This window comes from Streptomyces sp. NPDC031049 (assembly GCF_055571015.1).
This window is the reverse complement of sequence record NZ_JBVIGC010000015.1, coordinates 167704-190897: the sequence shown is the minus strand read 5'-3', so window position 1 is coordinate 190897 and position 23194 is coordinate 167704. Positions and strand designations below refer to the sequence as shown.

Genomic DNA, 23194 nt, shown 5'->3' with positions numbered 1-23194 from the left:
AATGGAACATACTTTCGAACGAGGGGTACGCTGGCGATATGACCAGGCACCTCCAGGGCTCGCTGTTCGACCAGACCGACGAGGTCCGGCTCGGTCCCCTCGACGGGCTGCACCGCACCGACCTCGGCTCCGGCGCCTGGATCGACGTGCTGCCGGCCTGGCTGAGCGGCGCCGACGCGCTGTTCGAGCGACTGGCCGCCGAGATCCCCTGGCGCGCCGAGCGGCGCACGATGTACGACCACGTGGTCGACGTGCCCCGGCTGCTGGCGTTCTACGGTGCGGAAGACCCCCTGCCGCATCCGGTGCTGGACGAGGCGCGCGACGCGCTGTCGGCGCACTACGGCGGGGAGCTGGGCGAGCCGTTCACCACCGCGGGGCTGTGCCTCTACCGCGACGGCCGGGACAGCGTCGCCTGGCACGGCGACCGCATCGGCCGGGGCGCGCGGGAGGACACCATGGTCGCCATCCTGTCCGTGGGCACACCCCGGGACCTGCTGCTGCGGCCGGTGGGCGGCGGCGCCGCCACCGTGCGCCGGCCGCTGGGCCACGGCGACCTGATCGTCATGGGCGGCTCCTGCCAGCGGACCTGGGAGCACTGCGTGCCCAAGACGACCCGCGTCGCGGGACCGCGCATCAGTGTGCAGTTCCGTCCGCACGGCGTGCGCTGAGCAAGGCGCGGTGCGCCGCCCGGCCGGTTGCCCCGGCCGCCGCTCACGGTCTGGTTGGCTGTCCCCGACAGCGGGTTTCCAAACCTCGGGAGAGCGATGCGAGCCACCGTACGGCAGGCGGCGGACGGCACCTACCTGGTGCACGGCACCCATACGAACTGGGTGATCCTCACCGAGGGCGACGCGGTGACCCTGGTCGACACCGGGTATCCCGGTGACCGGCGGGCGCTGCTGGAGTCCCTCGCGGCGGTGGGGAGTTCACCGGAGGCGGTGGAGGCGGTGCTGATCACGCACGCCCACAACGACCATCTGGGGTCGGCCGAGTACCTGCGGTCGGCGCACGGCGTCCCGGTCCACCTCCACGAGGCGGAAGTGCCGCACGCCCGCCGTGACTTCCTCCACCAGGTCTCCGTCCCGACCGTGCTGCGCAACGGCTGGCGGCCGGGTGTGCTGCCCTGGGCCCTGCGCGCGGTCCGCTCCGGAGGCACGGCCCGGCTCCCGGTCGCCGCCCCGCTTCCCTTCCCCCGGCAGGGCGCCCTGGACCTGCCCGGCAGGCCGGTGCCGGTGCACACCCCGGGGCACACAGACGGTCACTGCGCCTACCACCTGCCGGACACCGGGGTGGTGATCTCCGGTGACGCCCTGGTCAGCGCCCACCCCACCGCCCGCACCGCCGGGCCGCAGCTGCTGCCCGGCATGTTCCACCGCGACCGCGCCCGCGCGGTGGCCTCGCTGGACGTCCTCGCCGGACTGGACGCCGACGTCCTGCTCCCCGGCCACGGCCCGGTGCACCGGGGCCCGGTGAAGGACGCCGCGCGACTGGCCCGGGAACGGGCGCTCTAGAGTCGGGCCATGGCCTTGCAGATCAGCGCCACCAACCCGGAGCACCCCGCGCTCCTGCTCGAACTGCCCTGGCACCTGCCGCTGGAGCGGTGGCCGGAGGAGTACCTCGTGCCGCTGCCGCGCGGCATCTCCCGGCACGTCGTCCGCTACGCCCGGGCCGGCGACGAGGTGATCGCCGTGAAGGAGCTGGCCGAGCGGCCCGCGGTGCGGGAGTACGGGCTGCTGCGCGACCTGGACCGGCTCGGCATCCCCGCCGTGGACGCGCTCGGCGTCGTCACCGGCCGCGCCGACGAGGCGGGGGAGCCGCTGGAGCCGGTGCTGATCACCCGGCACCTGGGCGGCTCCATGCCGTACCGGTCGATGTTCGAGACGACCCTGCGCCCGGCGACCATGCACCGCCTGATGGACGCCCTCGCGGTGCTCCTGGTGCGCCTGCACCTGGCCGGGTTCGCGTGGGGCGACTGCTCGCTGTCCAACACGCTCTTCCGGCGCGACGCGGGCGCCTACGCCGCGTACCTGGTCGACGCCGAGACCGGCGAGCTGCACCCGCGGCTGAGCGACGGGCAGCGCGACTACGACCTGGACCTGGCGCGCGTCAACATCAGCGGCGAGCTGCTCGACCTGGAGGCGTCCGGCGCCCTGCACCCGTCCGTGGACCCGGTGGAGTTCGGCACCGAGATCTGCGCCCGCTACCGGGGCCTGTGGGAGGAGCTGACCCGCACCTCCGTGTATCCGGCGGGCAAGTACCACTACATCGAGCGCCGGATACGCCGGCTGAACGACCTCGGCTTCGACGTGGCCGAGATGCAGATCGAGCACGCCTCCAACGGCGACACGGTCACGTTCGTGCCGAAGGTCGTCGACGCCGGCCACCACCAGCGGCAACTGCTGCGCCTGACCGGCCTGGACGCCGAGGAGAACCAGGCCCGGCGGCTGCTGAACGACCTGGAATCGTGGATGGCCACCCAGGACGACCACGCCCCCGGCGACCCCCTGGGCGCCCGCCCGGAGGTGCTCGCCCACCGCTGGGTGCGGGAGGTGTTCCGGCCGACCGTGCGAGCGGTGCCGCCCGAGCTGCGCGGTGCGATGGACCCGGCGGAGATCTACCACGAGCTGCTGGAGCACCGCTGGTACCTGTCCGAGCGGGCCCAGCACGACATCGGCCTGGACACGGCGGTGCGCGACTACATCGAGAACATCCTGCCCGGGGCCCGCGCCGCGCTGGAGCCGACTGCGGAGTGACTCACCGGTGCGGGACCACCGCCACCGGGCAGTCGGCGTGGTGCACGGCGCCGTGCGCGACCGAGCCGATCCGGGCGCCCACCGCCGAACGCGTCGCCCGGCGGCCGACGACCAGCAACTGGGCGCCGCCCACCACGGAGAGCAGCACCTGCGCGGCACTGCCCAGCTCCACGTGCTCGGCCACCGGCACGTCCGGGAAGCGCTCCCGCCACGGCCGCAGCGCCGCGTCCAGCGCCTTGCGCTCGTACGGTTCCGGGCCCCCGGCCTCGTCCAGGAGCTTCAGGGAGGCCGGGCTGTAGGCGTAGACCGGCGGCAGCGTCCAGGCCCGGACGGCGCGCACGGTCGCGCCGCGGGCGGCGGCGGCCTCGAAGGCGAAGCGCAGCACGTCGGCGCTGTCCTCCGGGTCACCGTGCTGGCCAACGACGACCTCCCGCCCGGCCGCCTCCTCGCCGGCGCGGTCACCGGCCCGCACCAGCACCACGGGGCGGGGGCTCTCGCCGATGACCTGCTGGCCCACGGAGCCGACCAGGAAGCCGACGAGACGGCCGTGCCCGCGCGAGCCCAGCACCAGGAGCTCGGCGTCGGCCGCCGCGGCCACCAGCGTCTCCACGGCGTGCCCGTCCACGACGTCGACGGTCACCGGCAGCTCCCGGTGCCGCTCGACGACGGCCCCCACCTGCCGGGTCACCGTGTCCCGCACCCACCGCTGCTGCGCCTCCCGGTCGGTCACCCCGGCCGCCTCCATCTGCTGGAACCGCCAGGCGTGCACGACGCGCAGCGGCACTCCGCGCCGGATCGCCTCCCTGGCCGCCCAGGCCAGCGCCGCCAGGCTCTCCTCGGATCCGTCGACCCCCGCCGTCACCGGCCGCGTCATGCTGGCTCCTCACTCTGTCACCGACGTTCGGTCGCGATCAGAGTCCCCCGGTCCGCCCCGGACGACACCGGACGACACCGGCCGGCGGCGGCCGGCCGCCGCCCCGCGGTCCGGACGGCCGGGTCCGGGCGTCCCCGCACCACGGGTGCCGCCGGCGCGGCGTGCCAGGATGGGAGCGTGCCGCAGACCTCATTCGACACGCCGCTCGTCGGGCGCGACGACGAACTCACGCGTCTCACCGGCCTGCTCGAACGCGCCCGTGCCGACGCGCCGCGCGCCGCGCTGATCGCCGGGGACGCCGGTGTCGGCAAGACCCGGGTGCTCCGGGAGGTGACCGCCCGGGCCGGCGCGGCGGGGACGACGGTGCTCACCGGGCACTGCGTGGACCTCGGTGACGTGGGTCTGCCGTATCTGCCGTTCACCGAGATCCTCGGCGTGCTCGCGGCGGACGGCCGCCTCTCCCCGGTGCTCGCCCGGCATCCCGTGGTGGACCGGCTGCTGGGCGGGGCTGCGGACGGCGGGCGGGACCCGGACGGCCGGCTGCGGCTCTTCGAGGGCGTGGCCGCGCTGCTGGCCGACCTCGCGGACACCGGGCCGCTGCTGCTGGTCCTGGAGGACCTGCACTGGGCCGACCAGTCCTCCCGCGATCTGCTGCGCTTCCTGCTCAGCCGGGGAGTGCTGCACCGGCCCACGGGCGGTGCGCCCGTCCACCCCGTGTCCGTCTTCGCCTCCTACCGCGCCGACGACCTGCACCGCCGCCACCCGCTGCGCCCGCTGCTGGCCGAACTGGTGCGGCTGCCCGCGGTCGAGCGGCTGGAGCTGCGTCCCCTGGCCGACGCCGAGGTGGCCCGCCTGGTCCGGGCGCTGCCCGCGGCGCCGCTCGCGGAGACCACGGTCCGCCGCATCGTCGAGCGGGCCGAGGGCAACGCCTTCTACGCCGAGGAACTGGTCGCGGCCACGGACGCCGGGGCGGGCGGGGTGCCGAGCGGACTGGCCGACGTGCTGCTGATCCGTTTCGAGCAACTGACCGACACCGCCCAGCAGGTGCTGCGCACCGCGGCCGTCGCCGGGCGCCGGGTCGGGCACGACCTGCTGCGGGACGCCGTCGGCCTGCCCGAGGAGGAGCTGGAGGCGGCGCTGCGCGAGGCCGTGGGGCGGCAGCTGCTGGTGCCCGGCGACGGCGGGACGTACGCCTTCCGGCACGCCCTGGCCCGGGAGGCCGTCTACGCCGACCTGCTTCCCGGGGAACGGGCCCGGCTGCACGGCGCGTTCGCACGGCTGCTGGCCGGGCGGGACCGCCGGCCGGAGAACGCCGCCGAGCGCGCCCACCACCACCGCGAGAGTCACGACCCGGCCCGGGCGCTCGCCGCCTCGCTGGAGGCCGCGGACCACGCCCGGCGCGTCGGCGCGCCCGCCGAGGAGCTGCGGCACCTGGAGGCGGCCCTCGACCTGTGGCCGGAGGTGGAGGCGTCCGCGCGGCCCGCGGGCACCGACCCGGTGACGCTGACACTGCGCGCCTCCGCCGCGGCGGCGCACGCCGGGGAGCTGCACCGGGCGGTCTCCCTCACCCGGTCCGCGCTGGACGGCCTCGGCCGGGACGCGGATCTGGAGCTGGCCGCCCGGGTGCGGTACACGCTCGCCGGCAACCTGCTGAACCTGGACCGCCGCGGCGCCGCCTTCTCCCACAGCAGCGAGGCGCTGTCCCTGATCCCCGCCGAGCCGCCGTCGCCGACGTGGGTGTGGGCGGCGGCCACCCATGTCACGGCCGCCCGTCAGGTCGGCGAGACCGGGACGGCGCTGCAAGTGGCCCACCGGGCCCTGCGCGTCGCCGAGGAGCTGGGTGTCACCGACGCCCGCGCGGATCTGCTGATCTCGCTGGCGGGCATGGAGGACGGCGGCCGGCGCACGGAGGCGGGGCGCGCACGCCTCCGGCAGGCCCGGGAGCTGGCCCGCGCCGCGGGCAACGCGCCGGTGGAGCTGCGGGCGTTGTTCAACCTGGCCATCGCCGGCCTGGAGGCGGGCGATCTCCAGGGGTGCCTGACGTGGGTGGCGGAGGGACTGGACCGGGCGCGCCGCTCGGGGCTGCTGTCCTCGCCCTATCCGCAGGAGATGCGCTACCTCCAGCGGCTGGCGCGGTACACGCTGGGCCACTGGGACGACGGTCCCGGTGGGACCGCGGACGGCGGCACCGCTGACGAGGACGGGGCCGCGCCGACCGCGGTGACCGGGCCGCTGCTGTACAGGGCGCTGGCGCGCGGGGACTTCGGGGCCGTCGAGCGCGCCCGTGCCCTGCTGAGCGGGCCGTTCGACTGGGTGGGCACGCTCGTCGCGGGCGTCGTGCTGACCGACGCCGCCGCGCTGCGCGGGGACGCGGAGGAGGCCGTGCGGCGGATGAGGGAGGCCGTGGAGGCGCTCACGGACAAGTCGGGGGGACTGCCCGACGCCACGGTCCGGCTCGCCGCGCTCGCGCTGTCCGCGGTCGCCGACACGGCCGGCGAGCTACGGCGGACCGGGGGCGCGGAGGCGGCGCGCCGCTGGGCGGACACCGCGACGGAGCTGGTGGAGCTGGCCCGTACCTCCGCCACGCGCGGCGAGGACGGCGTCCCGCAGGGCCCGGAGGGGCAGGCGTGGCTGGCCCGGGCGGAGGCGGAGTGGGCCCGGGCCGTGTCCGGACCGGACCCGGCGGCCTGGGAGAAGGCGGTCGCCGCGTTCTCCTACGGCGACGCGTACGAACGGGCGCGGTGCGGGCTGCGGCTGGTGGAGGCGCTCCTCGCGGCGGACCGGCGCGAGGAGGCGGCGCGGGCGGCGGCCGACGTCCGGCGGGCGGCCGAGCGGCTCGGGGCCGCACCGCTGCGGGAGCGGCTGGACGCCCTCGTCCACCGCGCGTTCCCGGCGGGTGCCGGGCCCGCCGGGGAGCGGTCGCCGGCGCTGACCGCGCGGGAGCGGGAGGTGCTGCGGCTGCTGGCTCTCGGGCGCAGCAACCGTCAGATCGGCGAGGAGCTGTTCATCAGCGCGAAGACGGCGAGCGTGCACGTCTCCAACATCCTGGCCAAGCTCGGCGCGTCGAGCCGTACGGAGGCGGTGGCCATCGCCTACCGCCAGGGCCTGGCGGCACCGGAGCCCACGACACGGGGCTGACGCCTCCGGCCCCGACCGGTCTCCGGCACCCGGCAGCCCGAGGGCCGTCCGCGCCGCCCCGGCGCGCGCGGATGCGGCCCGCCGCGGGGACCGTACGGCTCCGGTCCCGGGGCGGGGAACCGGGGGGCCGCCGGGTACGTCATCCTGGGCACCCCATCGGAGCGCGAACCGGCAGACAGGGCGGGCACGATGCACGAGTTGGTCCCCGGCGGCAACCTGCCCCTGCCGGCCGGCGCCGTGGGCGTGCGGGTGAGCGGCGCCTTCGACGTGTCGGCGCTCGTCACGGACGACGGCGGGAAGGTGGCCGGCGACGGCGACTTCGTCTTCTACAACCAGCCGGAGGCACCCGGTGCCCGGCTGCGGGACGGCACGCTCACCGTGGACCCGGCGCGGCTGCGCCCCGGTGCCACCCGCGTCACCGTGGCCGTCAGCCCCGCCGAACCCACCACACCGCCGCACGTGCTGCCCCCGCCCACACTGCACGTGACCGACGCACGGGGCCGTGCCCTCGCCCGCTTCGCACCACCGCCGGCCGGGCGGGTGAGCGTCCTGCTGCTCGCCGAGATCTACCGGCGCGGCGACCGCTGGAAGCTGCGCGCCCTGGGCCAGGGCTACGCCGACGGACTGGCCGGTCTCGCCCGCGACTTCGGCGTGGACGTCGTCGACGACCCGCCCGCCGCCGCACCGCCCGGTACCGCACCCGACGGGTTCCTGGACGCCGTCAACGCCGCCCGCGCAGCGGCCGGCGCCCCGGCCGTCACCCTCGACGCCCGGCTGGCCTCGGCGGCCCGCGCCCACGCCACCGCCATGGCCGCGGCGGGCGGGCTGACCGTGCAGACGCGGGACGGGGTCTCGGTCTACCAGCGCGTCCTGGGCGCCGGCTACCGGTTCTTCACCGTGGGCGAGCACCTGGTCTCCGGCCCGCGCACGCCGGCGGAGTTCGTCGCGTACTGCCTGCGCACCGACCGGGCCCGGCGCACGCTGCACGACCCGGCGTTCCGTCACGCCGGTCTGGCCCATGCCGCCGACGGGCGGTCGGGCGACGTCTACTGGACCGCGCTGTGGGCCACGCCGCTGACCCCGGACGGACTGGCCCGCACCGAGGTGCGGGTCGTGGAGCTGACCAACCGTGAGCGGGCCCGGGCCGGGCTGCCGCCGCTGGCCGCCGACCCCCGGCTGACCGCGGCGGCGCAGGCGCACAGCGACGACATGGTGGCGCGCGACTTCTACTCCCACACCTCACCCGACGGCAGTTCGCCCGGGGACCGGGCCGCGGCAGCCGGTGCCGCACGGAGCACGGTCGGCGAGAACATCGCCTGCGGCCAGCGCTCCCCGGCCGACGTGGTGGAGGGCTGGATGAACAGCCCAGGGCACCGGGCCAACATCCTGGGGCACGCCTTCACCCACATCGGCGTCGGGCTGGCCGGGGGCGGCCGGGCGGGCACGTACTGGACGCAGCTGTTCGGCGGTTGACCGGGACTCTCCGCTCGGAGGCGATCTTGGCGGAAGGGGGTCGTCCGGGACAGGATGCGCGTATGAAGGGTGACCTTTTCTCCAGCGAGCACATGGTGCAGCCCGCCCAGGCGCCGGGCATGACCGTCGAGAACTCCAAATGCGTCCGGTACGTCGTCGACGGCGAGATGCTCGCCCGGCAGGGCGCCATGGTCGCCTACCGCGGCAACCTCCAGTTCGAGCGCAAGGGCCAGGGCGTGGGCGGCATGCTCAAGCGCGCGGTCACCGGAGAGGGCCTGCCGCTGATGGCGGTGCGCGGACAGGGCGAGGCCTGGTTCGCGCACGAGGCGCAGAACTGCTTCGTCGTCGAGGTCGGCCCCGGCGACGAGTTCACCGTCAACGGCCGCAACGTGCTGTGCTTCGACGCGACGCTGTCCTACCGCATCGCCACCGTCAAGGGCGCCGGCATCAGCGGCGGCGGCCTGTTCAACAGCGTCTTCACCGGACAGGGCAAGCTGGCGCTGATCTGCGAGGGCGACCCGCTGGTCATCCCGGTCTCCCCGCAGTACCCGGTGTACGTCGACACCGACGCGGTCGTCGGCTGGACCGCGGGCCTGCAGACCACGCTGCACCGGTCGCAGTCCATCGGGTCGATGCTGCGCGGCGGTTCCGGCGAGGCGGTCCAGCTGGTGCTCCAGGGCCAGGGGTACGTCGTGGTCCGGCCGAGCGAGGCGCCGCCGCAGAAGCCCCAGCAGCACTGAGCGCGCCGGAAGGACGACAGATGATCGGCATCACGGAGATCACCGCGGCGGCCGAGCGCATCGCCGGGCACGTCGTGCGCACCCCGACCGTGCCGAGCCCCGGCCTGTCCGGCCTGCTGGGCGTCCCGGTCGAGGCGAAGCTGGAACTGCTCCAGCGCACCGGTTCCTTCAAGGCGCGCGGCGCGGTGGCGAAGCTGCTGTCGCTGAGCGAGGCGGAGCGGGCCGCCGGTGTCGTGGCGGTCAGCGGCGGCAACCACGGCATCGCCCTGGCGGTGACGGCCGCCGCCCTCGACGTGAAGGCGACGGTGGTGATGCCGCGGGCGGCGCCCGCCCGGTCGGTGGAGATCGCGGAGCACGCCGGGGCGTCGGTGCGGCTGGCCGACGACATGGACGGCGCGTTCGCGCTCGCCGCACGGCTGGGCGAGGAGGGGCTGACCCCGGTCCACCCCTTCGACGATCCGGTGGTCGTCGCCGGACAGGGCACGGTCGGCCTGGAGCTGGCCGAGGACGCCGGGGACCTCACCGACGTGCTGGTCAGCATCGGGGGCGGCGGACTGATCGCCGGGGTGGCGGCGGCGCTGCGGGCACGCCGTCCGGGCGTACGGGTCTGGGGCGTGGAGACCGAGGGCGCCGAGGCGATGTCGCGGGCGCTGGCGGCGGGCGGTCCGGTGCCGGTGCCGCTGTCCTCGCTGGTGTCCACGCTCAGCGCCCCGGCGGTGTCGCAGCTGACGTACGAGCATGTGTCGGCGCTGGTCACGGAGGTGCTCGTGGTGCCGGACCGGGAGGCCGTGCGCGGGTCGCTGGAGTTCGCCGAGCACGCCAAGGTCTGGACCGAGCCGGCCGCCGGGTGCCTGCTGCCGGCCGCCCGCCGGGTGGTCGAGCGGGTGGGCGGCGGGGCCCGCATCGGTCTGGTGGTGTGCGGGGGCAACGCGAGCACGGCGGACACGGCGGCCTGGGCCGAGCGGTTCGGGCTGCGCTGAGCCCCCGGTGGGGCCCGCGGTGGCCAAGCGGTGAATTCCAGCCCGGGAACGTGGAGTTCCGGGTATCGGACGCCGTTGCATTTACCGCGGGTTACCGCCTGGTCGGGCGGAGAATTCCGGTCGGCGGGCAGTCCGCCGCCGAATTCCCGGCCCGGTGCCGGGGGCAGGGTGCCGAGGTGGGACGCGGTCTCCACGGATTGGCTGCTTTTTCTCGCACACCTGCTCGCCCTTTACGCAAGGGCGAGAAAAACCGGCGGAGTCGGGGTGCCTTTTGAACGCTCGGGGCCCACCTCACCGTACCTCTGGTCACAGCGAGAGCCAGGGGCGCGAACGAGGGATGGCCATGGGCAGGGCGCACGACTCCACACACGCACGGGTCGCCGGAAGGTACCGCCTTCTCGAGATCGTCCACAGCGAGACCAACCGCGTGTGCTGGTCCGGGGAGGACATAGAGTCGGACCGCCCCTGCCTGGTCACCGAGGTGCGGCTGCCGGACGATCCCACGGGCGAGGCGGTGCGCCGGGCCCCCGGCCGGGTCATCCGCACCTGCGAGACCATGAGCCTGCTGTGCTCCGGCAAGGTCACCACGGTGATCGACGCCGTCGTGGAGAACGGCGCGCTGTGGACGGTGACCGAGTGGCCCGGCGGGGTGCCGCTGAGCGAACTCATGGCGGAACGGCCCACGTTCAACTACGTGCGGGCCGCGCGCATCGGACTGGGGCTGCTGGACGTGCTGGAGGCCGCGCACGGCCAGGGCATCACCCACGGGGAGCTCAGTCCCGGCCAGGTGTTCGTGCGCGAGGAGGGCCCGGTCCAGGTCACCGGGTTCGGCCTGGCCGGCGCCACCCTCGCGCCGCGGCTCACCGCACCGTCGTACGCCTCCCCGGAGCAGGCCCGCGACGAGCGGATCGGCCCGGCGGCCGACCTGTGGGCGCTGGGCGCGATCCTCTACACGATGCTCGAGGGCCGTCCGCCGTTCCGTGACCGGGGCAGGCCCGAGGAGACCCTCCGGGGTGTGGACCGGCTGCCGCTGCGGACACCACTGCGCGCCGGACCGCTCACGCAGGCCGTGCAGGGACTGCTGCGCAAGGACTGCCGCGACCGGCTGACCCGCCCGGTGATCCGCGAGGCCCTGGTCCGGGTGCTGAACGAGGAGGCCGGCGCCGCCGCCCCGCCGGTCCCGCGCCCGCGGCTGCGGGGGGCCTACGCCGCCGCCTGCCACGCCGGGCACCGGTGGAGCAGGCGGACGATGATCGCCGGGACCGCCCTGGCCGTCGTCACCGTCACGGTCGCCGTGCTGGCCGCCACGTACGGACCGCCCGGCACCGGCGCGTCGGACGCCGCCGGCCGGCCCCGCCCGTCCGCCCCGGCGGTTCCCCCGGACGGCCTCCCCGGGCCCGGCACCCCGGCCCCGAGCACGGCGCCGCCGCGGTCGTCCTCTCCCCCGCCCGCCACGCCCACCGCGCCCTCCCCGTCGGCCACGGCCCTGCCGGCCGGCTTCCGGACCTACCGGGCGCCGGAGGGCTTCTCCGTCGCCCTTCCCGAGGGCTGGCGCCGGCTGGACACCACGCGCGTGTCCGACGTGGCCTACCGCGTGGTCCTCGGCGCCTCCGGTGATCCGCGCACGCTGGCGGTGACGTACAGCGAACGGGCGGGCGCGGACCCGGTGGCCGTCTGGCGGGACGACGTCGAGCCCGGCCTCAAGCGGTCGGACGGCTACGAGCGGGTCGGCGACATCCGGGCGACGACCTACCGCGGGCGCGAGGCCGCCGACATGGAGTGGCTCGCCGAGGACGACGGCACCCGGGTCCGCACCTTCGGCCGCGGCTACCTGCTCGGCGGGGGGCGCAGCTTCTCGCTGCGCTGGACCACCCCGGCCGCCGACTGGGAGGACGCCGCGAACGAACTGGCGCTGCGGACGTTCCTGAGGACGTTCCGGGAACCGCGGGGCTGACCCGGGGACGGACCGGGGCCGACCGGGGCCGACCGGGGGACGGACCGTTTCCGGTGGCGGGGGCCGGGGGACTCGGCGTTCATGGTGCAAATCGGATATACGATGATGACCGAGCAGGCCGGCCCCCGTGACCTCGTCGCCCATGTGGTGCGGGCCGAGGAGGCCGGGTTCGACTTCTCGGTGACCTCCGACCACTACTTCCCGTGGCTGCGCGAGCAGGGTCACTCGCCGTACGCGTGGAGCGTGCTGGGAGCGGCGGCCCAGGCCACGTCGCGCATCCCGATGATGACGTACGTGACCTGTCCGACGTTCCGGTACCACCCGGCGGTGGTGGCGCAGAAGGCGGCGACGATGCAGTTGCTGTCCCAGGGGCGGTTCCGGCTGGGGCTGGGGGCCGGCGAGAACCTCAACGAGCACGTGGTGGGCGGCGGCTGGCCGTCGGTCGACGTACGGCACGAGATGCTCCGGGAGGCCGTCGAGATCATCCGTGCGCTCTTCGCGGGCGGCCACGTCAACCACCGCGGTGAGCACTTCGACGTGGAGTCGGCCCGGCTGTGGGACGTGCCCGACAGCCCGCCGCCGATCGGCATCGCCGTCTCCGGGGAGCGGTCCGGCAGGCTCGCGGGGGAACTCGCCGACCTGGTGATCGCCACGGAGCCCAAGGCGGGGCTGCTGGAGGCCTTCGACCGGCACGGCGGCCAGGGCAAGCCGCGGGTGGGCCAGCTGCCCGTCTGCTACGACACCGACCGGGACGCGGCGATCGAGCGGGCGCACGCCCAGTTCCGCTGGTTCGGCAGCGGCTGGAAGGTCAACTCGGAGCTGCCGCACCCCGATTCCTTCGAGCAGGCGACCCAGTTCGTCACGCCCGACGACGTCGCCGAGTCCATTCCGTGCGGCGACGACCCGGACGCCTTCGTCGAGGCCGTGCGCCCGTACGCCGAGGCCGGTTTCACGGAGATCGCCCTGGTGCAGATCGGCGGCGACTCCCAGCCCCGGTTCCTGGACTGGTCCGAGAAGACGCTGCTGCCGGCGCTGCGCGAGGCGCTGGGCGGGTCGTGATCCGGCGGGGCGCGGATTCACCCGAACGTCGGCGCATCTCACGCGGGGACGGGGTACTAGGAGGCTCTACGTCCGCTCCCGAGACCTCACGCCCCTTCCCCGGAGGCCCCGCAGTGAACTCGTTCGTGCACAAGACCCTGGTCGTGCAGCTTCAGGCCGGTGACGCCGAGCGCTTCCCCGTCCTCGCCCACCTGGGGTACGACGCCGCCGACCCGTTCGCGGTCACGGTGGTGTTCAGCGCCGACGGCCGTGTGCTGGCGCGCTGGACGCTGGACCGGGAGATGGTCGGCGAGGGACTGCTGCGTCCGGTCGGCGTGGGGGACGTGCGGCTGCGGCCGGTGTCCCGGGGCATGTGGGACGAGCTGCGGATGGAGCTGCTGGGCGACCCCCGGCCCGACGGGGGCCGCCATCACGCCGTGGTGTACGCGTGGGCGCCGGCGGTCGCGGCCTTCCTGCGGGAGACCCACGGCGTGGTCCGGCCGGGCGAGGAGGAGATCCGCGTCGACGAGGCCCTGGCGGAGATCCTGGCCGGCTGAGCGGGCGGCGCCCGGCCGACCGGAGCCGTCGGTCCGTGCCCGGCCGGCGGGCGCCGTCAGTCCGCGGTGTGGCGGTAGCGGGTCCACACCGGTATGGCCAGCCAGCACAGCAGGTACCAGGCGACCACGCCCGCGACGATCCACGGCACGAAACCGTCGTTCGTGGCGACGCGGAGGATCAGCAGCAGCGAGGCGGTCGTCGTGGCGAGCAGCAGGGCCAGCCCGAGCAGGGTCAGCCGGGAGGCCAGGCGCACCGCCTGCGGCTTGATGCGCCGGCCGGAGACGAGGCGGTGCAGCGAGACGGGGGCGATCAGCGCGCCGGTCGCGCACGCGCCGAGGACGACCGTCACCAGGTAGATCGTCTGGTCGGTGTCCGACAGGTCCTCGTACTTCGGCTGGAACACCACGGTCAGCAGGAAGGCGAACAGGATCTGCACACCCATCTGGGCGACGCGGACCTCCTGGATCAGCTCGGTCCACATCCGGTCGGCACGTTCCTCCTCGGTCTCGTTGCGCCCCCGGCGCCTCGTCGTCCCCTCTGCTGCCGCACCCGTGTCCGCCACTGTTCTCCTCCTGGTCACCCGGTTGTGCTGTCTCCTCTTCCCGGGTTCCCCGGAGTCAGGCGCCGTGTCGCGCGCCGGGTCCCGTGCGCCGGAGCCGACGGTTTGACCGGCCGGCCGGCGGTTACACGGGCGGCGACCGCAGCCCGAGCCCGAGGAGGTCGCACAGGATGTCCGACACACAGCTCACGGTGACGCTCAGCGGGGGCGGCCTCGACGACGCGCGGACGGTGGTCCGGGTGCTGGAGCACGTGTTCGGGGCGCCGCAGGACGCCCCGGCGGACGAGCGGGCGACGGTGCGCACGGCGACCTTCACCGCTCCGCTCACCCCGGAGGCGGCCGGCACCGCCGAGGCGGGCGGGGGGCGGCTGTCCGAGCCGGTGACGGTCACCGTGCAGGGCACGCCGCAGGCCGTGTCGGCGGCGAGCGAGACACTGGCGCGGGCCTTCCGGACACGTGACGAGGGCGCGGCCTCCGGCGACCAGGAGCAGGAACGGGAGCTGCTCCTGGTGCCGTGATCGGCGGCCGGCCGGAGGGGGTTTCCCTACCAGCGGCTCTCGACCTGGTCCTTGATCCGCCGGTCGTACAGGCCGCGGACGGCGTCGAGGGTCTGCGGGGACAGCTCCGGCAGCCGGGCGGCGTCCGCGTTGGCGCGGGCCTGCTCGGGCGAGCGGGCGCCGGGGATCACGGTGGTGACGCCGGGCTGCTGGATGATCCAGCGCAGGGCGAGCTGGGCCGGGGTGTATCCCTCGGGAGCGAGGGCGGCGAACTCGGCGGCGGCCTCCACGCCGGTGGCGTAGTCGACGCCGGCGAAGGTCTCGCCCTGGTCGAAGGCCTCGCCGTGCCGGTTGAAGGTGCGGTGGTCGTTGGCGGCGAAGACGGTGTCCTTGGTGTACCGGCCGGACAGCAGGCCGGAGGCGAGCGGCACGCGGGCGATGATGCCGACGCCCGCCTCCCGGGCCGCCGGGAGCACCTCGGTGAGCGGCTTCATCCGGAACGGGTTGAGGATGATCTGGACGCTCGCCACGTTCGGCCGGGCGATCGCGGTGAGCGCCTCGGCGCAGGTCTCGACGCTGACGCCGTAGGCGGCGATCCGCTCCTCGGCGACGAGGGTGTCGAGGGCGTCGAAGACCTCGTCCGTGGAGTAGACGGGGGTGGGCGGGCAGTGCAGCTGGACCAGGTCCAGGACGTCGACGCCGAGGTTGCGCCGGGAGCGGTCGTTCCAGGCGCGGAAGTTGTCCAGGACGTAGTTCTGCGGGATCTGCTCGACGCGGCGGCCCATCTTGGTGGCGACCAGCACGTGGAGATCGGGGCGGCCGCGCAGGAACGTGGCGATGGTCTCCTCGCTGCGGCCGTCGCCGTAGACGTCGGCGGTGTCGAAGAAGGTCACGCCGGCCTCGGCCGCCGCCTCCAGGACCGCGAGGGCCTCCTTGTCGTCGACGTCTCCCCAGTCGGCACCCAGTTGCCAGGTGCCGAGACCGACCACGGACGCGTGCTGACCCGACCTGTCGAATGTGCGTTCTTCCATGGGCGTCAGTCTGTCATCCGCCGTGCGTGCACCGCCCGCGCCACCCGCGGTCCCAGTCGGCGCTTGAGCCGGCGCAGCGGTTCCAGCCGGCCCACGGCCCGGTCGATGCGGTAGTACAGCTGCGGCGGGACGTGGGGCAGCAGCGGCGAGTGGCGCTGGCCGAGCAGGGCGAACATCCGCTCCGGGGGGAGGTGGATGTAGCGGGTCAGGTTCTCGTACCACTGGGCGCTGAGCCGGGCCGCGCTCTGCACGGGCAGCAGGTCGGCCTTGCGCCGCCGTTCGTAGCCGGCGAGGGCGTCCGGCAGGGCGGGGTGCGTGCGCAGCGCCTCGGCCAGCGCGATCGCGTCCTCCAGGGCGAGGGTGGTGCCGGCGCCGATGGAGTAGTGGGTGGTGTGGGCGGCGTCGCCGAGCAGCACCAGGTTGCCGCGGGACCAGGTGCGGTTGGTGAGGGTGCGGAAGGCCGCCCAGCCGGCGCCGCCGTCGGCCGAGGGCCGGCCGGTGAGGGGGTGGCCGTCGAGGACGTCCGCGAACAGCTTCTCCAGCAGCACCAGCGCCTCGCCGGCCTCGGCCCGGTCCAGGCCGAGTCCGGTGTGGGCGCGGGGCTCGCACTCGACGACGCACGTGCTGTGCCCGGGGTCGTAGCCGTAGCCGTAGGCCCAGATCCAGCCGTGGGCGGTCTCGGTGAAGGCGAAGGTGAAGGCGTCGAAGACCTTGGTGGTGCCGAGCCACAGGTAGGGGTTGCGGCCGGAGCGCACCTCGGTGCCGAAGTGGCCGGCGTGCCGGGTGCGCAGCGCGCTGCCGACTCCGTCGGCGGCGACCACGAGGTCGGCGGGGGGCAGGTCGTCGGGGCGGACCTCGTGGCCGTGCTCCAGCCGCACCCCGAGGCCGCGGGCGCGGGCGGCGAGGATCTCCAGCAGCCGGTGGCGGCCGATGCCGAAGCCCTCGTCGCCGCGGTGACGCGTGGTCAGGCCGCCCACGCGGGCGACGCCGTCGCGCCAGCGCACGGACGCCTCCTCGACGGTGCGCGCCGATGCGGGGTCGTGTGCGCGGAGCCGGTCGAGCAGGGGGCGCCAGTACGTCACGCCCCAGCCGTAGGTGGAGCCTTGCGGGTCGCGCTCGTACACGGTGACGTCGTGGGACGGGTCCTGGAGCTTCAGCAGGATCGACAGATACAGGCCGGCGGGCCCGCCACCGACGCAGACGACCTTCACACACACCCCTGATATCTACGCATATCGGTCTTTTCGCAGCGCACAGTAGCAGTCGGCCCGCGCGGGGTCAGGCTGCGGGTTCGCGTCACTTTCCCGGGAGGGGGCGGACCGCCGGGGCCGTGCCATCGTGCGAAACAACCGCCCGGACCGGGGGCCGAAGGGAAGGAATTCCCCCTTCCGAGTCCCGGGGACGCACTCTCCGGGCAAGATCGTTCTGGTTCAACGCTGTACGGCTTGTGGGGACTTGTCCGGATCGCGGCCAACCGCCGTCCGCGGATTTCCCCGCTTGCCGACCGGACCGATAGGCATACCGGGTCCCTCCAGCCAGCGCACCTCCGGGAGATCCGCATGCCAGAACTCAGCCGCCGCCGGGCCCTCACCGCCGCGGCCGTCCTCGCCACGGCGGCCGGCACCTCGGCCGCCGCGGCCCCTTCCGGGTCCGCGGCGTCGCCCGCCTCGTGGTCCGCGGCCGGGGAAGGGCACCACTCCCCCACCGCCTTCGACGAGGTGTACCGGGGCCGCCGGATACAGGGCCGCCCCGCCGCCGGGGGCGGCCATCACCACGGCCCCGGCTACGCCGTGTTCGTCGACGGAGTGGAGCTGCACGTGATGCGGAACGCGGACGGCAGCTGGATCAGCGTCGTCAGCCACTACGACCCGGTGCCGAGCCCGCTCGCCGCCGCCCGGGCCGCCGTCGACGAGTTGCAGGGGGCACCGCTCGTCCCCTTCCCCACCCCCGCCCACTGACCCCTGAGCACGACGACCGGGAGCCCTCCGCACATGACCGTCCGCAAGAACCAGGCGAGCCTCACCACCGACGAGAAGCGCCGCTTCGTCGACGCCGTCCTGGAGCTGAAGCGCACAGGCCGCTACGACGCGTTCGTCTCGACGCACAACGCCTTCATCCTCGCCGACACCGACGACGGCGAGCGGACCGGGCACCGCTCCCCGTCCTTCCTGCCCTGGCACCGCAGATTCCTGCTGGACTTCGAAAGGGCCCTCCAGTCGGTGGACGCCTCGGTGGCGCTGCCGTACTGGGACTGGAGCACCGACCGTTCGGCGCGGGCCTCTCTGTGGGCCCCGGACTTCCTCGGCGGCACCGGACGCAGCCGCGACGGGCGGGTGACGGACGGGCCGTTCGCCGCGGACTCGGGGAACTGGCCGATCACGGTGCGTGTGGACGGGCGCACCTTCCTGCGCCGGTCGCTGGGCGGCGGCGGGCTCCGGCTGCCCACCCGGGCGGAGGTGGAGTCGGTGCTGTCCATACCGACGTACGACATGGCTCCCTGGAACAGTGCCTCCGACGGCTTCCGCAACCATCTGGAGGGCTGGCGGGGCGTCAATCTCCACAACCGGGTGCACGTCTGGGTGGGCGGCCACATGGCCACCGGTGCCTCCCCCAACGACCCGGTGTTCTGGCTGCACCACGCCTACGTCGACAAGCTGTGGGCCGAGTGGCAGCACCGCCACCCCGGCGCGGGGTACGTGCCGGCCGGCGGGACCCCGGACGTGGTGGACCTCGACGAGCCGATGAAGCCGTGGAACGACGTGCGTCCGGCGGACCTGCTCGACCACACGGCGCACTACACCTTCGACACCGACTGACGCCCCCGTCGGCGATTCGCCCCGCACATGACGGGTACTCACGACGACCTGCCGGACAACCCACGACACGGAACGAGGAGGCACTACGCATGTCGCAGGTCGAGGAGTCCATCGAGGTCCGCGTCCCCGTCCACACCGCCTACAACCAGTGGACGCAGTTCGAGAGCTTCCCCGAGTTCATGGGCGGGGTGGAGCGCATCGAGCAGCGCACGGACACGCTCACCCACTGGGTCACGAACGTGCGGGGCGTGCGCCGGGAGTTCGACGCGGAGATCACCGAGCAGATCCCGGACGAACGGGTCGCCTGGACCACGGTCGCGGGCGAGGCGCGGCAGGCCGGGGTGGTCACCTTCCACCGCCTGGACGACGAGCGCACCAAGGTGATGCTCCAGATGGACGTCCATCCGGACGGCATCACCGAGAAGGTGGGCGACAAGCTCGGGTTCGTGGAGCGGCAGACCAAGGACGACCTGACGCGCTTCAAGCAGTTCATCGAGCGCCGCGGCCAGGAGACCGGCGGCTGGCGGGGCGCCGTGTGAGCCGCACCGGACGCACGGTGGGTTCCCCCGGGCACCGGGCGGGGCGCCCGGGGCGGTGCCGCCGGGGCTATCCGGCCGCCGCCGTGCGGCACTCCGGATGCCCCCAACCCCGGTCGTTCTTGGCGATCGGCTCGCCGGCCGCGTACGAGCGGCCGCACAGGCAGCGCCCGGGGAACTTCGCCTTGATGGTCCGCGCCGAGGAGGCGCCGCCCTTGCGGGCCGCCCCGGGCTTGCGGCGCGGGGCCCGGGGCGCCGGGGCGTCGGGTGCGGGCGGCGGCTCCGGCGAGCCGAGGCCGCTGCCCGCCGGCTCCTGGACGGTGGCCGCCTGGCTGGCGGCCCGGTCGGCGAAGTCGTTGAGCCGGTCGCCGTCGACCTGGTGCGCGGGCACGTAGCGGAACTCCACCGTGCGGTCCGTCAGGAGTCCGTCGATGCGCACGACGAGGTCCTGGTTGGCGACCGGCTTGCCGGCCGCCGTCTTCCAGCCGTTGCGCTTCCAGCCGGGCAGCCAGGTGGTGACGGCCTTCATGGCGTACTGGGAGTCCATGCGGACCTCCAGCGGCACGTCCGGGTCGGTCGCCGCCAGCAGCTGTTCCAGCGCGGTCAGCTCGGCGACGTTGTTGGTGGCCCGGCCCAGCGGACCCGCCTCCCAGCGGGCCGGTGTCCCGGTCTCGTCCGCGACGACCCAGGCCCAGCCGGCCGGTCCGGGATTGCCTTTGGAGGCCCCGTCGCACGCGGCCACTACACGTTCACGCATGGGCCCGATCATGCCATGGCCGCGCGGGGCTCCCGGGCGGGGCTCAGGGCAGGTCCGTGATCCTCGGCATCTCGCCCTCGGTGGTCGTGAGGTCGATCACCGAGAAGCTCGCCCCCTGCGGGTCGCGCAGCGCCGCGAACCGGCCGAAGGGCGAGCCCATCGGCCCGGAGTCGAGGGTGCCGCCGAGCTTCGTGGCCCGGGACACCGCGGCGTCGCAGTCGGGGACGGTGAAGTAGACGTTGATGCAGGGCGGCACCTCGGGCGGGAAGTCGTCGCCCATCTGCATGCGCCCCAGGACGGGGCGGTCGCCGAGGTCGAAGAGCCGGAAGTCGATCGAGTCGTCCTCCATCCGCTGGGACCGGTAGCCGAAGACGGCGGGGAAGAAGGCGTCGGACGGCCCGGGGTCGCGGGTGAAGATCTCCGACCAGCAGTAGGCTCCCGGAACGGCCATCGCCTCGAAGCCCTCGTGGGTGCCGCTCTGCCAGACGCCGAAGACCACGCCGCCGGGGTCGCGGGCCAGGCACATGGTGCCGAAGTCGCCGACCTGCATCGGCTCCATCAGCAGCTTGCCGCCGTGCTCGCGGATCTTCGCCGCCGTCGCGGCGGCGTCCCGGGACGCGAAGTACAGGCACCACTGCGAGTGGCCCGCCTGGCCGGACATGGGCGGGACGACGGCGGCCACCGCCTTGCCGTCGGCGTAGGCGGTCGTGTAGTTGCCGAACTCCGGCGACTCGCCGAACGTCCAGCCGAGGACCTCCGCGTAGAAGCGCTTGGCTCCCTCGAGGTCGCCGAACATCGCATCGGCCCAGCAAGGGGCGCCCTCAGGTTGACCGGCCATGACGCAGCCTCCCGCATGAGTGGTTCGTCCGTTTCCTCACGCTAGTCATCCACCGTTCGCCGCGCGCGCCGGACGGCGCCCTTCTGTCACGCGGGTGTCTTCCGCGGGCGGCCCCGGTGTGCTTGCCTGGGGCCTTCGGGGCGTCGGCCGGGGCGGGAGCTGCCGTATGCGCAAGCCGTGGATCGTGGGGACCGTGCTGGCCGCCGTACTGCTCGGCGCGTGCGGGGACCCGGAGTCCGAGCCGGCCGGGGCACCGCCCCCGGCACCGCGGGCGTCGGCCACCACGCACCAGCGGGCCGCCGCCACGCCCGGGGCCTCCTCGCCCGAGACCCCCTCCGGGGCCCCGTCTCCCGGCGTGCGCTCCCCCGGTGCCTCCGCCACCGGCTCCGCCCCGACCGGGCCGCCACCCCGCGTGCTGTACCTCGGTGACTCCCTGGCCATGGAGAACCAGGAGGTCCTCGGGCGGGAACTGCGCGGGCGGCTACGGGCCGTCCACACCAGCGCGCCGTACTCCGGCACCACGCTCTGCGACTATCTGGAGGGCGTGCCCGGCCGGTCCCTGGTGCCGGCCCGGGACAAGGCGGCGGCCCTGGTGCGGTCGCTGCGGCCGGACGTCGTCGTCCTCCAGTTCTGGGGCAACTCCTGGGGCTACACGCCCTGCATGGACGGGATCACCTACGACGCCTCGCACCGGCGCTACGCCGAGCGGTACGAGGCCGACGCCGAGCGGCTCACCCGGCAGATCGCGGCGGCCGGCGGGGCGCACCGGCCGCGCCTGGTGTGGGTGTTGCAGGGCCCGGACCCCATGACCCCGGAGCGGGTCCGGCTGGTCAACGGCGTCTACGAACGGACGGCGCGCGCCTTCGGGGACCTGGTCGCCGACGCCGGGAGAACGGTGAGCGCCGCGGGGGCCCGCCACACCTGGGTGCGGCACCTGCCGTGCACGGCCGACGAACGGGCCCGCCCCGGCTACTGCACCGACCCGGCCCGGGGCCGCACCGCGCTCCACCGCGACGACGACCATCTGCACTTCTGCCTGGCCCCCACCACGTCCACGCCCCGGCCCTGCCCGGTGCGCTCCCCCGGCATCCTGCGGATGGCCCGGGAGATCACCCGGGTGGTCGGCGAGGCGGCGGGCCGCTGAGGCGCGCGGCGACGACCGGCCGGCACAGGACGTGCAACCGGCGAAGGACGTGCAAGGGGCCGGCGGGACCGGCGCCGCGCGGACGGCCCGGCGGGTCACTGCCCCGCGTAGGCCCGCTCCAGGGCGGCGAGGTCGAGCTTGCGCATCGTCATCATCGCCTTGCTCGCGTTCGCCGCCTTCACCGGGTCCGGGTCGGCGAACATCTCGTTGAGCCGGTGCGGGACGACCTGCCAGGAGACCCCGAAGCGGTCCTTGAGCCAGCCGCAGGGCCCCTCCTCGCCCCCGCCCTCCAGCAGCTTGGCCCAGTAGTGGTCGATCTCCTCCTGGGAGTCGCACATGACCTGGAAGGAGATCGCCTCGGTGAACGTGAACTGCGGTCCGCCGTTCAGCGCGACGAACCTCTGGCCGTTGGCGGTGAAGTCGACCGTCATCACGGAACCGGCGGGGCGCATGGACCCCTCGGGGTAGCGGGTGACGGCGCCGATGCTGGAGTTCTTGAAGACCGACACGTAGAAGTGCGCGGCTTCCTCGGCCTGCTCGTCGAACCAGAGGCAGGTGGTGAATCCGTCGCTGGCCATGAGTTCCTCCTGTGAGTGGGACACGCTCGTCGGACACGGTCGTCAGTAGGGACCGGCCCTGGCCCGGAAAGTCATCGCCCATCGGCCGAACCGCCCGGAATCCGGTGCGCCGGACGGCGTCCGCCCGCCCGGTGTTCCGGGCCGCTCTGCCCGTGGCGAATCTGCCGCGGGCAGAGAAATCCCCGGCCGGGGCCCTCGCCGGTCGACAGTGGGGAGCGCGGCGCCGACCCGCCGCGTGCGACTTCTCCCGACGACTCGACAAGGAGCGCCGATGCCTCCACTGACCGCCGCCGGCCCGCTGCCGGCCCCGCTGCCGCGGGCGGAGGAGGGCGACACCTCTCCGACCCGCTTCGACGACCATCTCGCCGCCCAACTGCTCGCCCAGCGCATCGTCCTGCTGGGCACCCAGGTCGACGAGGTCTCCGCGAACCGGGTCTGCGCCCAGTTGCTGGTCCTGTCCGCGGAGGACCCGCGCACGGACATCACCCTGTGCGTCCACAGCCCCGGCGGCTCCGTGCACGCGGGGCTGGCCATCTACGACACGATGCGGCTGATCCCGAACGACGTCTCGACGCTCGCCATGGGATTCGCCGCCAGCATGGGCCAGTTCCTGCTGACCGTCGGCACCGCCGGGAAGCGGTACGCCCTGCCGAACGCGCGGATCATGATGCACCAGCCGTCGGCGGGGATCGGGGGCACCACCGCCGACATCGAGATCCAGGCGGAGAACCTGGAGTTCACCAAGCGGACCATCGAGCGGATCACCGCCGAGCACACCGGGCAGTCGCCGGAGACCATCGCGCGCGACGGCGACCGGGACCGCTGGTTCACGGCCGAGCAGGCCAGGGAGTACGGCATGGTGGACCGGGTCGTGGAGTCCCTCGCGGACGTCCGCCCGGCCGCCCCGAGGCGACGGATGGGGCTGTAGGC

The 23194-nt window shown here is 74.6% G+C and carries 23 protein-coding genes; 16 read left to right on the top strand and 7 right to left on the bottom strand.

Features of this window, described 5'->3' with window-relative positions; genetic code table 11:
• Window positions 1-38 precede the first annotated feature (38 nt).
• The 3 genes from ACZ45Q_RS24905 (at window position 39) to ACZ45Q_RS24895 (ending at window position 2753) form a co-directional block, all read left to right on the top strand.
• Window positions 39-668, top strand: a complete 630-nt coding sequence (locus ACZ45Q_RS24905; protein WP_468265140.1) for an alpha-ketoglutarate-dependent dioxygenase AlkB — start codon at window positions 39-41, stop codon at window positions 666-668.
• Between the two features lie 96 nt (window positions 669-764).
• Window positions 765-1511: an MBL fold metallo-hydrolase gene (locus ACZ45Q_RS24900; RefSeq protein ID WP_468265138.1), complete on the top strand. Its 747-nt coding sequence runs from the start codon at window positions 765-767 to the stop codon at window positions 1509-1511.
• Window positions 1512-1520: 9 nt separating this feature from the next.
• Window positions 1521-2753, top strand: coding sequence for a DUF4032 domain-containing protein (locus tag ACZ45Q_RS24895; RefSeq protein ID WP_468265136.1), 1233 nt, complete (start codon window positions 1521-1523; stop codon window positions 2751-2753).
• A gap of 1 nt (window position 2754) precedes the next feature.
• Here the strand turns inward: ACZ45Q_RS24895 and ACZ45Q_RS24890 are convergent, their stop codons facing one another.
• Window positions 2755-3627, bottom strand: coding sequence for a universal stress protein (locus ACZ45Q_RS24890; protein ID WP_468265134.1), 873 nt, complete (start codon window positions 3625-3627; stop codon window positions 2755-2757).
• Between the two features lie 177 nt (window positions 3628-3804).
• On the opposite strand from ACZ45Q_RS24890, the gene ACZ45Q_RS24885 reads away from it, so the two are divergent.
• The 7 genes from ACZ45Q_RS24885 (at window position 3805) to ACZ45Q_RS24855 (ending at window position 13507) form a co-directional block, all read left to right on the top strand.
• Window positions 3805-6765, top strand: a complete 2961-nt coding sequence (locus ACZ45Q_RS24885; RefSeq protein WP_468265132.1) for an ATP-binding protein — start codon at window positions 3805-3807, stop codon at window positions 6763-6765.
• Window positions 6766-6954: 189 nt separating this feature from the next.
• Complete coding sequence (locus ACZ45Q_RS24880) at window positions 6955-8238, top strand: CAP domain-containing protein (protein ID WP_468265130.1); 1284 nt, start codon at window positions 6955-6957, stop codon at window positions 8236-8238.
• A gap of 62 nt (window positions 8239-8300) precedes the next feature.
• The gene (locus ACZ45Q_RS24875) at window positions 8301-8978 is read left to right on the top strand and encodes an AIM24 family protein (RefSeq protein ID WP_468265128.1); all 678 of its coding nucleotides are present in this window, start codon (window positions 8301-8303) and stop codon (window positions 8976-8978) included.
• A 20-nt stretch (window positions 8979-8998) separates the two neighbouring features.
• Window positions 8999-9958 carry a threonine/serine dehydratase gene (locus tag ACZ45Q_RS24870; RefSeq protein WP_468265126.1) on the top strand — a complete coding sequence of 320 codons (960 nt, stop codon included), beginning with the start codon at window positions 8999-9001 and terminating at the stop codon, window positions 9956-9958.
• Between the two features lie 343 nt (window positions 9959-10301).
• Window positions 10302-11912, top strand: coding sequence for a serine/threonine-protein kinase (locus ACZ45Q_RS24865; RefSeq protein WP_468265124.1), 1611 nt, complete (start codon window positions 10302-10304; stop codon window positions 11910-11912).
• An 81-nt stretch (window positions 11913-11993) separates the two neighbouring features.
• Window positions 11994-12971, top strand: coding sequence for an LLM class F420-dependent oxidoreductase (locus ACZ45Q_RS24860; RefSeq protein WP_468265122.1), 978 nt, complete (start codon window positions 11994-11996; stop codon window positions 12969-12971).
• 113 nt (window positions 12972-13084) lie between these two features.
• On the top strand, window positions 13085-13507 hold the full coding sequence (locus ACZ45Q_RS24855; protein WP_468265120.1) for an SsgA family sporulation/cell division regulator: 423 nt from the start codon (window positions 13085-13087) through the stop codon (window positions 13505-13507).
• 56 nt (window positions 13508-13563) lie between these two features.
• On the opposite strand, the gene ACZ45Q_RS24850 is transcribed toward ACZ45Q_RS24855, so the two are convergent.
• On the bottom strand, window positions 13564-14070 hold the full coding sequence (locus tag ACZ45Q_RS24850) for a DUF6328 family protein (RefSeq protein ID WP_468265118.1): 507 nt from the start codon (window positions 14068-14070) through the stop codon (window positions 13564-13566).
• A gap of 167 nt (window positions 14071-14237) precedes the next feature.
• On the opposite strand from ACZ45Q_RS24850, the gene ACZ45Q_RS24845 reads away from it, so the two are divergent.
• Window positions 14238-14585, top strand: coding sequence for a hypothetical protein (locus ACZ45Q_RS24845; protein ID WP_468265116.1), 348 nt, complete (start codon window positions 14238-14240; stop codon window positions 14583-14585).
• 26 nt (window positions 14586-14611) lie between these two features.
• On the opposite strand, the gene ACZ45Q_RS24840 is transcribed toward ACZ45Q_RS24845, so the two are convergent.
• Window positions 14612-15595: an aldo/keto reductase gene (locus tag ACZ45Q_RS24840; RefSeq protein WP_468265114.1), complete on the bottom strand. Its 984-nt coding sequence runs from the start codon at window positions 15593-15595 to the stop codon at window positions 14612-14614.
• Between the two features lie 5 nt (window positions 15596-15600).
• On the bottom strand, window positions 15601-16812 hold the full coding sequence (locus ACZ45Q_RS24835) for an FAD-dependent monooxygenase (RefSeq protein WP_468265112.1): 1212 nt from the start codon (window positions 16810-16812) through the stop codon (window positions 15601-15603).
• Between the two features lie 342 nt (window positions 16813-17154).
• On the opposite strand from ACZ45Q_RS24835, the gene melC1 reads away from it, so the two are divergent.
• From melC1 to ACZ45Q_RS24820, 3 genes are all read left to right on the top strand, one after another.
• Window positions 17155-17553, top strand: coding sequence for an apotyrosinase chaperone MelC1 (gene melC1 / locus ACZ45Q_RS24830; RefSeq protein ID WP_468265110.1), 399 nt, complete (start codon window positions 17155-17157; stop codon window positions 17551-17553).
• Window positions 17554-17586: 33 nt separating this feature from the next.
• Window positions 17587-18411: a tyrosinase MelC2 gene (melC2, locus tag ACZ45Q_RS24825; RefSeq protein WP_468265108.1), complete on the top strand. Its 825-nt coding sequence runs from the start codon at window positions 17587-17589 to the stop codon at window positions 18409-18411.
• Window positions 18412-18500: 89 nt separating this feature from the next.
• On the top strand, window positions 18501-18950 hold the full coding sequence (locus ACZ45Q_RS24820) for an SRPBCC family protein (protein ID WP_468265106.1): 450 nt from the start codon (window positions 18501-18503) through the stop codon (window positions 18948-18950).
• Between the two features lie 67 nt (window positions 18951-19017).
• Here ACZ45Q_RS24820 and ACZ45Q_RS24815 read toward each other — a convergent pair whose 3' ends face one another.
• Window positions 19018-19716 (bottom strand): ribonuclease H family protein, encoded by a 699-nt coding sequence (locus ACZ45Q_RS24815; protein WP_468265104.1) that lies wholly within the window; start codon window positions 19714-19716, stop codon window positions 19018-19020.
• 31 nt (window positions 19717-19747) lie between these two features.
• Window positions 19748-20542, bottom strand: a complete 795-nt coding sequence (locus ACZ45Q_RS24810) for a VOC family protein (RefSeq protein WP_468265102.1) — start codon at window positions 20540-20542, stop codon at window positions 19748-19750.
• Window positions 20543-20708: 166 nt separating this feature from the next.
• Between ACZ45Q_RS24810 and ACZ45Q_RS24805 the strand changes: the two genes are divergently transcribed.
• On the top strand, window positions 20709-21686 hold the full coding sequence (locus ACZ45Q_RS24805; RefSeq protein WP_468265100.1) for an SGNH/GDSL hydrolase family protein: 978 nt from the start codon (window positions 20709-20711) through the stop codon (window positions 21684-21686).
• Between the two features lie 95 nt (window positions 21687-21781).
• Here the strand turns inward: ACZ45Q_RS24805 and ACZ45Q_RS24800 are convergent, their stop codons facing one another.
• Entirely contained in the window at window positions 21782-22264 is a 483-nt protein-coding gene (locus ACZ45Q_RS24800; RefSeq protein WP_468265098.1) for a VOC family protein, read from the bottom strand.
• 271 nt (window positions 22265-22535) lie between these two features.
• On the opposite strand from ACZ45Q_RS24800, the gene ACZ45Q_RS24795 reads away from it, so the two are divergent.
• The gene (locus tag ACZ45Q_RS24795; protein ID WP_468265096.1) at window positions 22536-23192 is read left to right on the top strand and encodes an ATP-dependent Clp protease proteolytic subunit; all 657 of its coding nucleotides are present in this window, start codon (window positions 22536-22538) and stop codon (window positions 23190-23192) included.
• Window positions 23193-23194 lie beyond the last annotated feature (2 nt).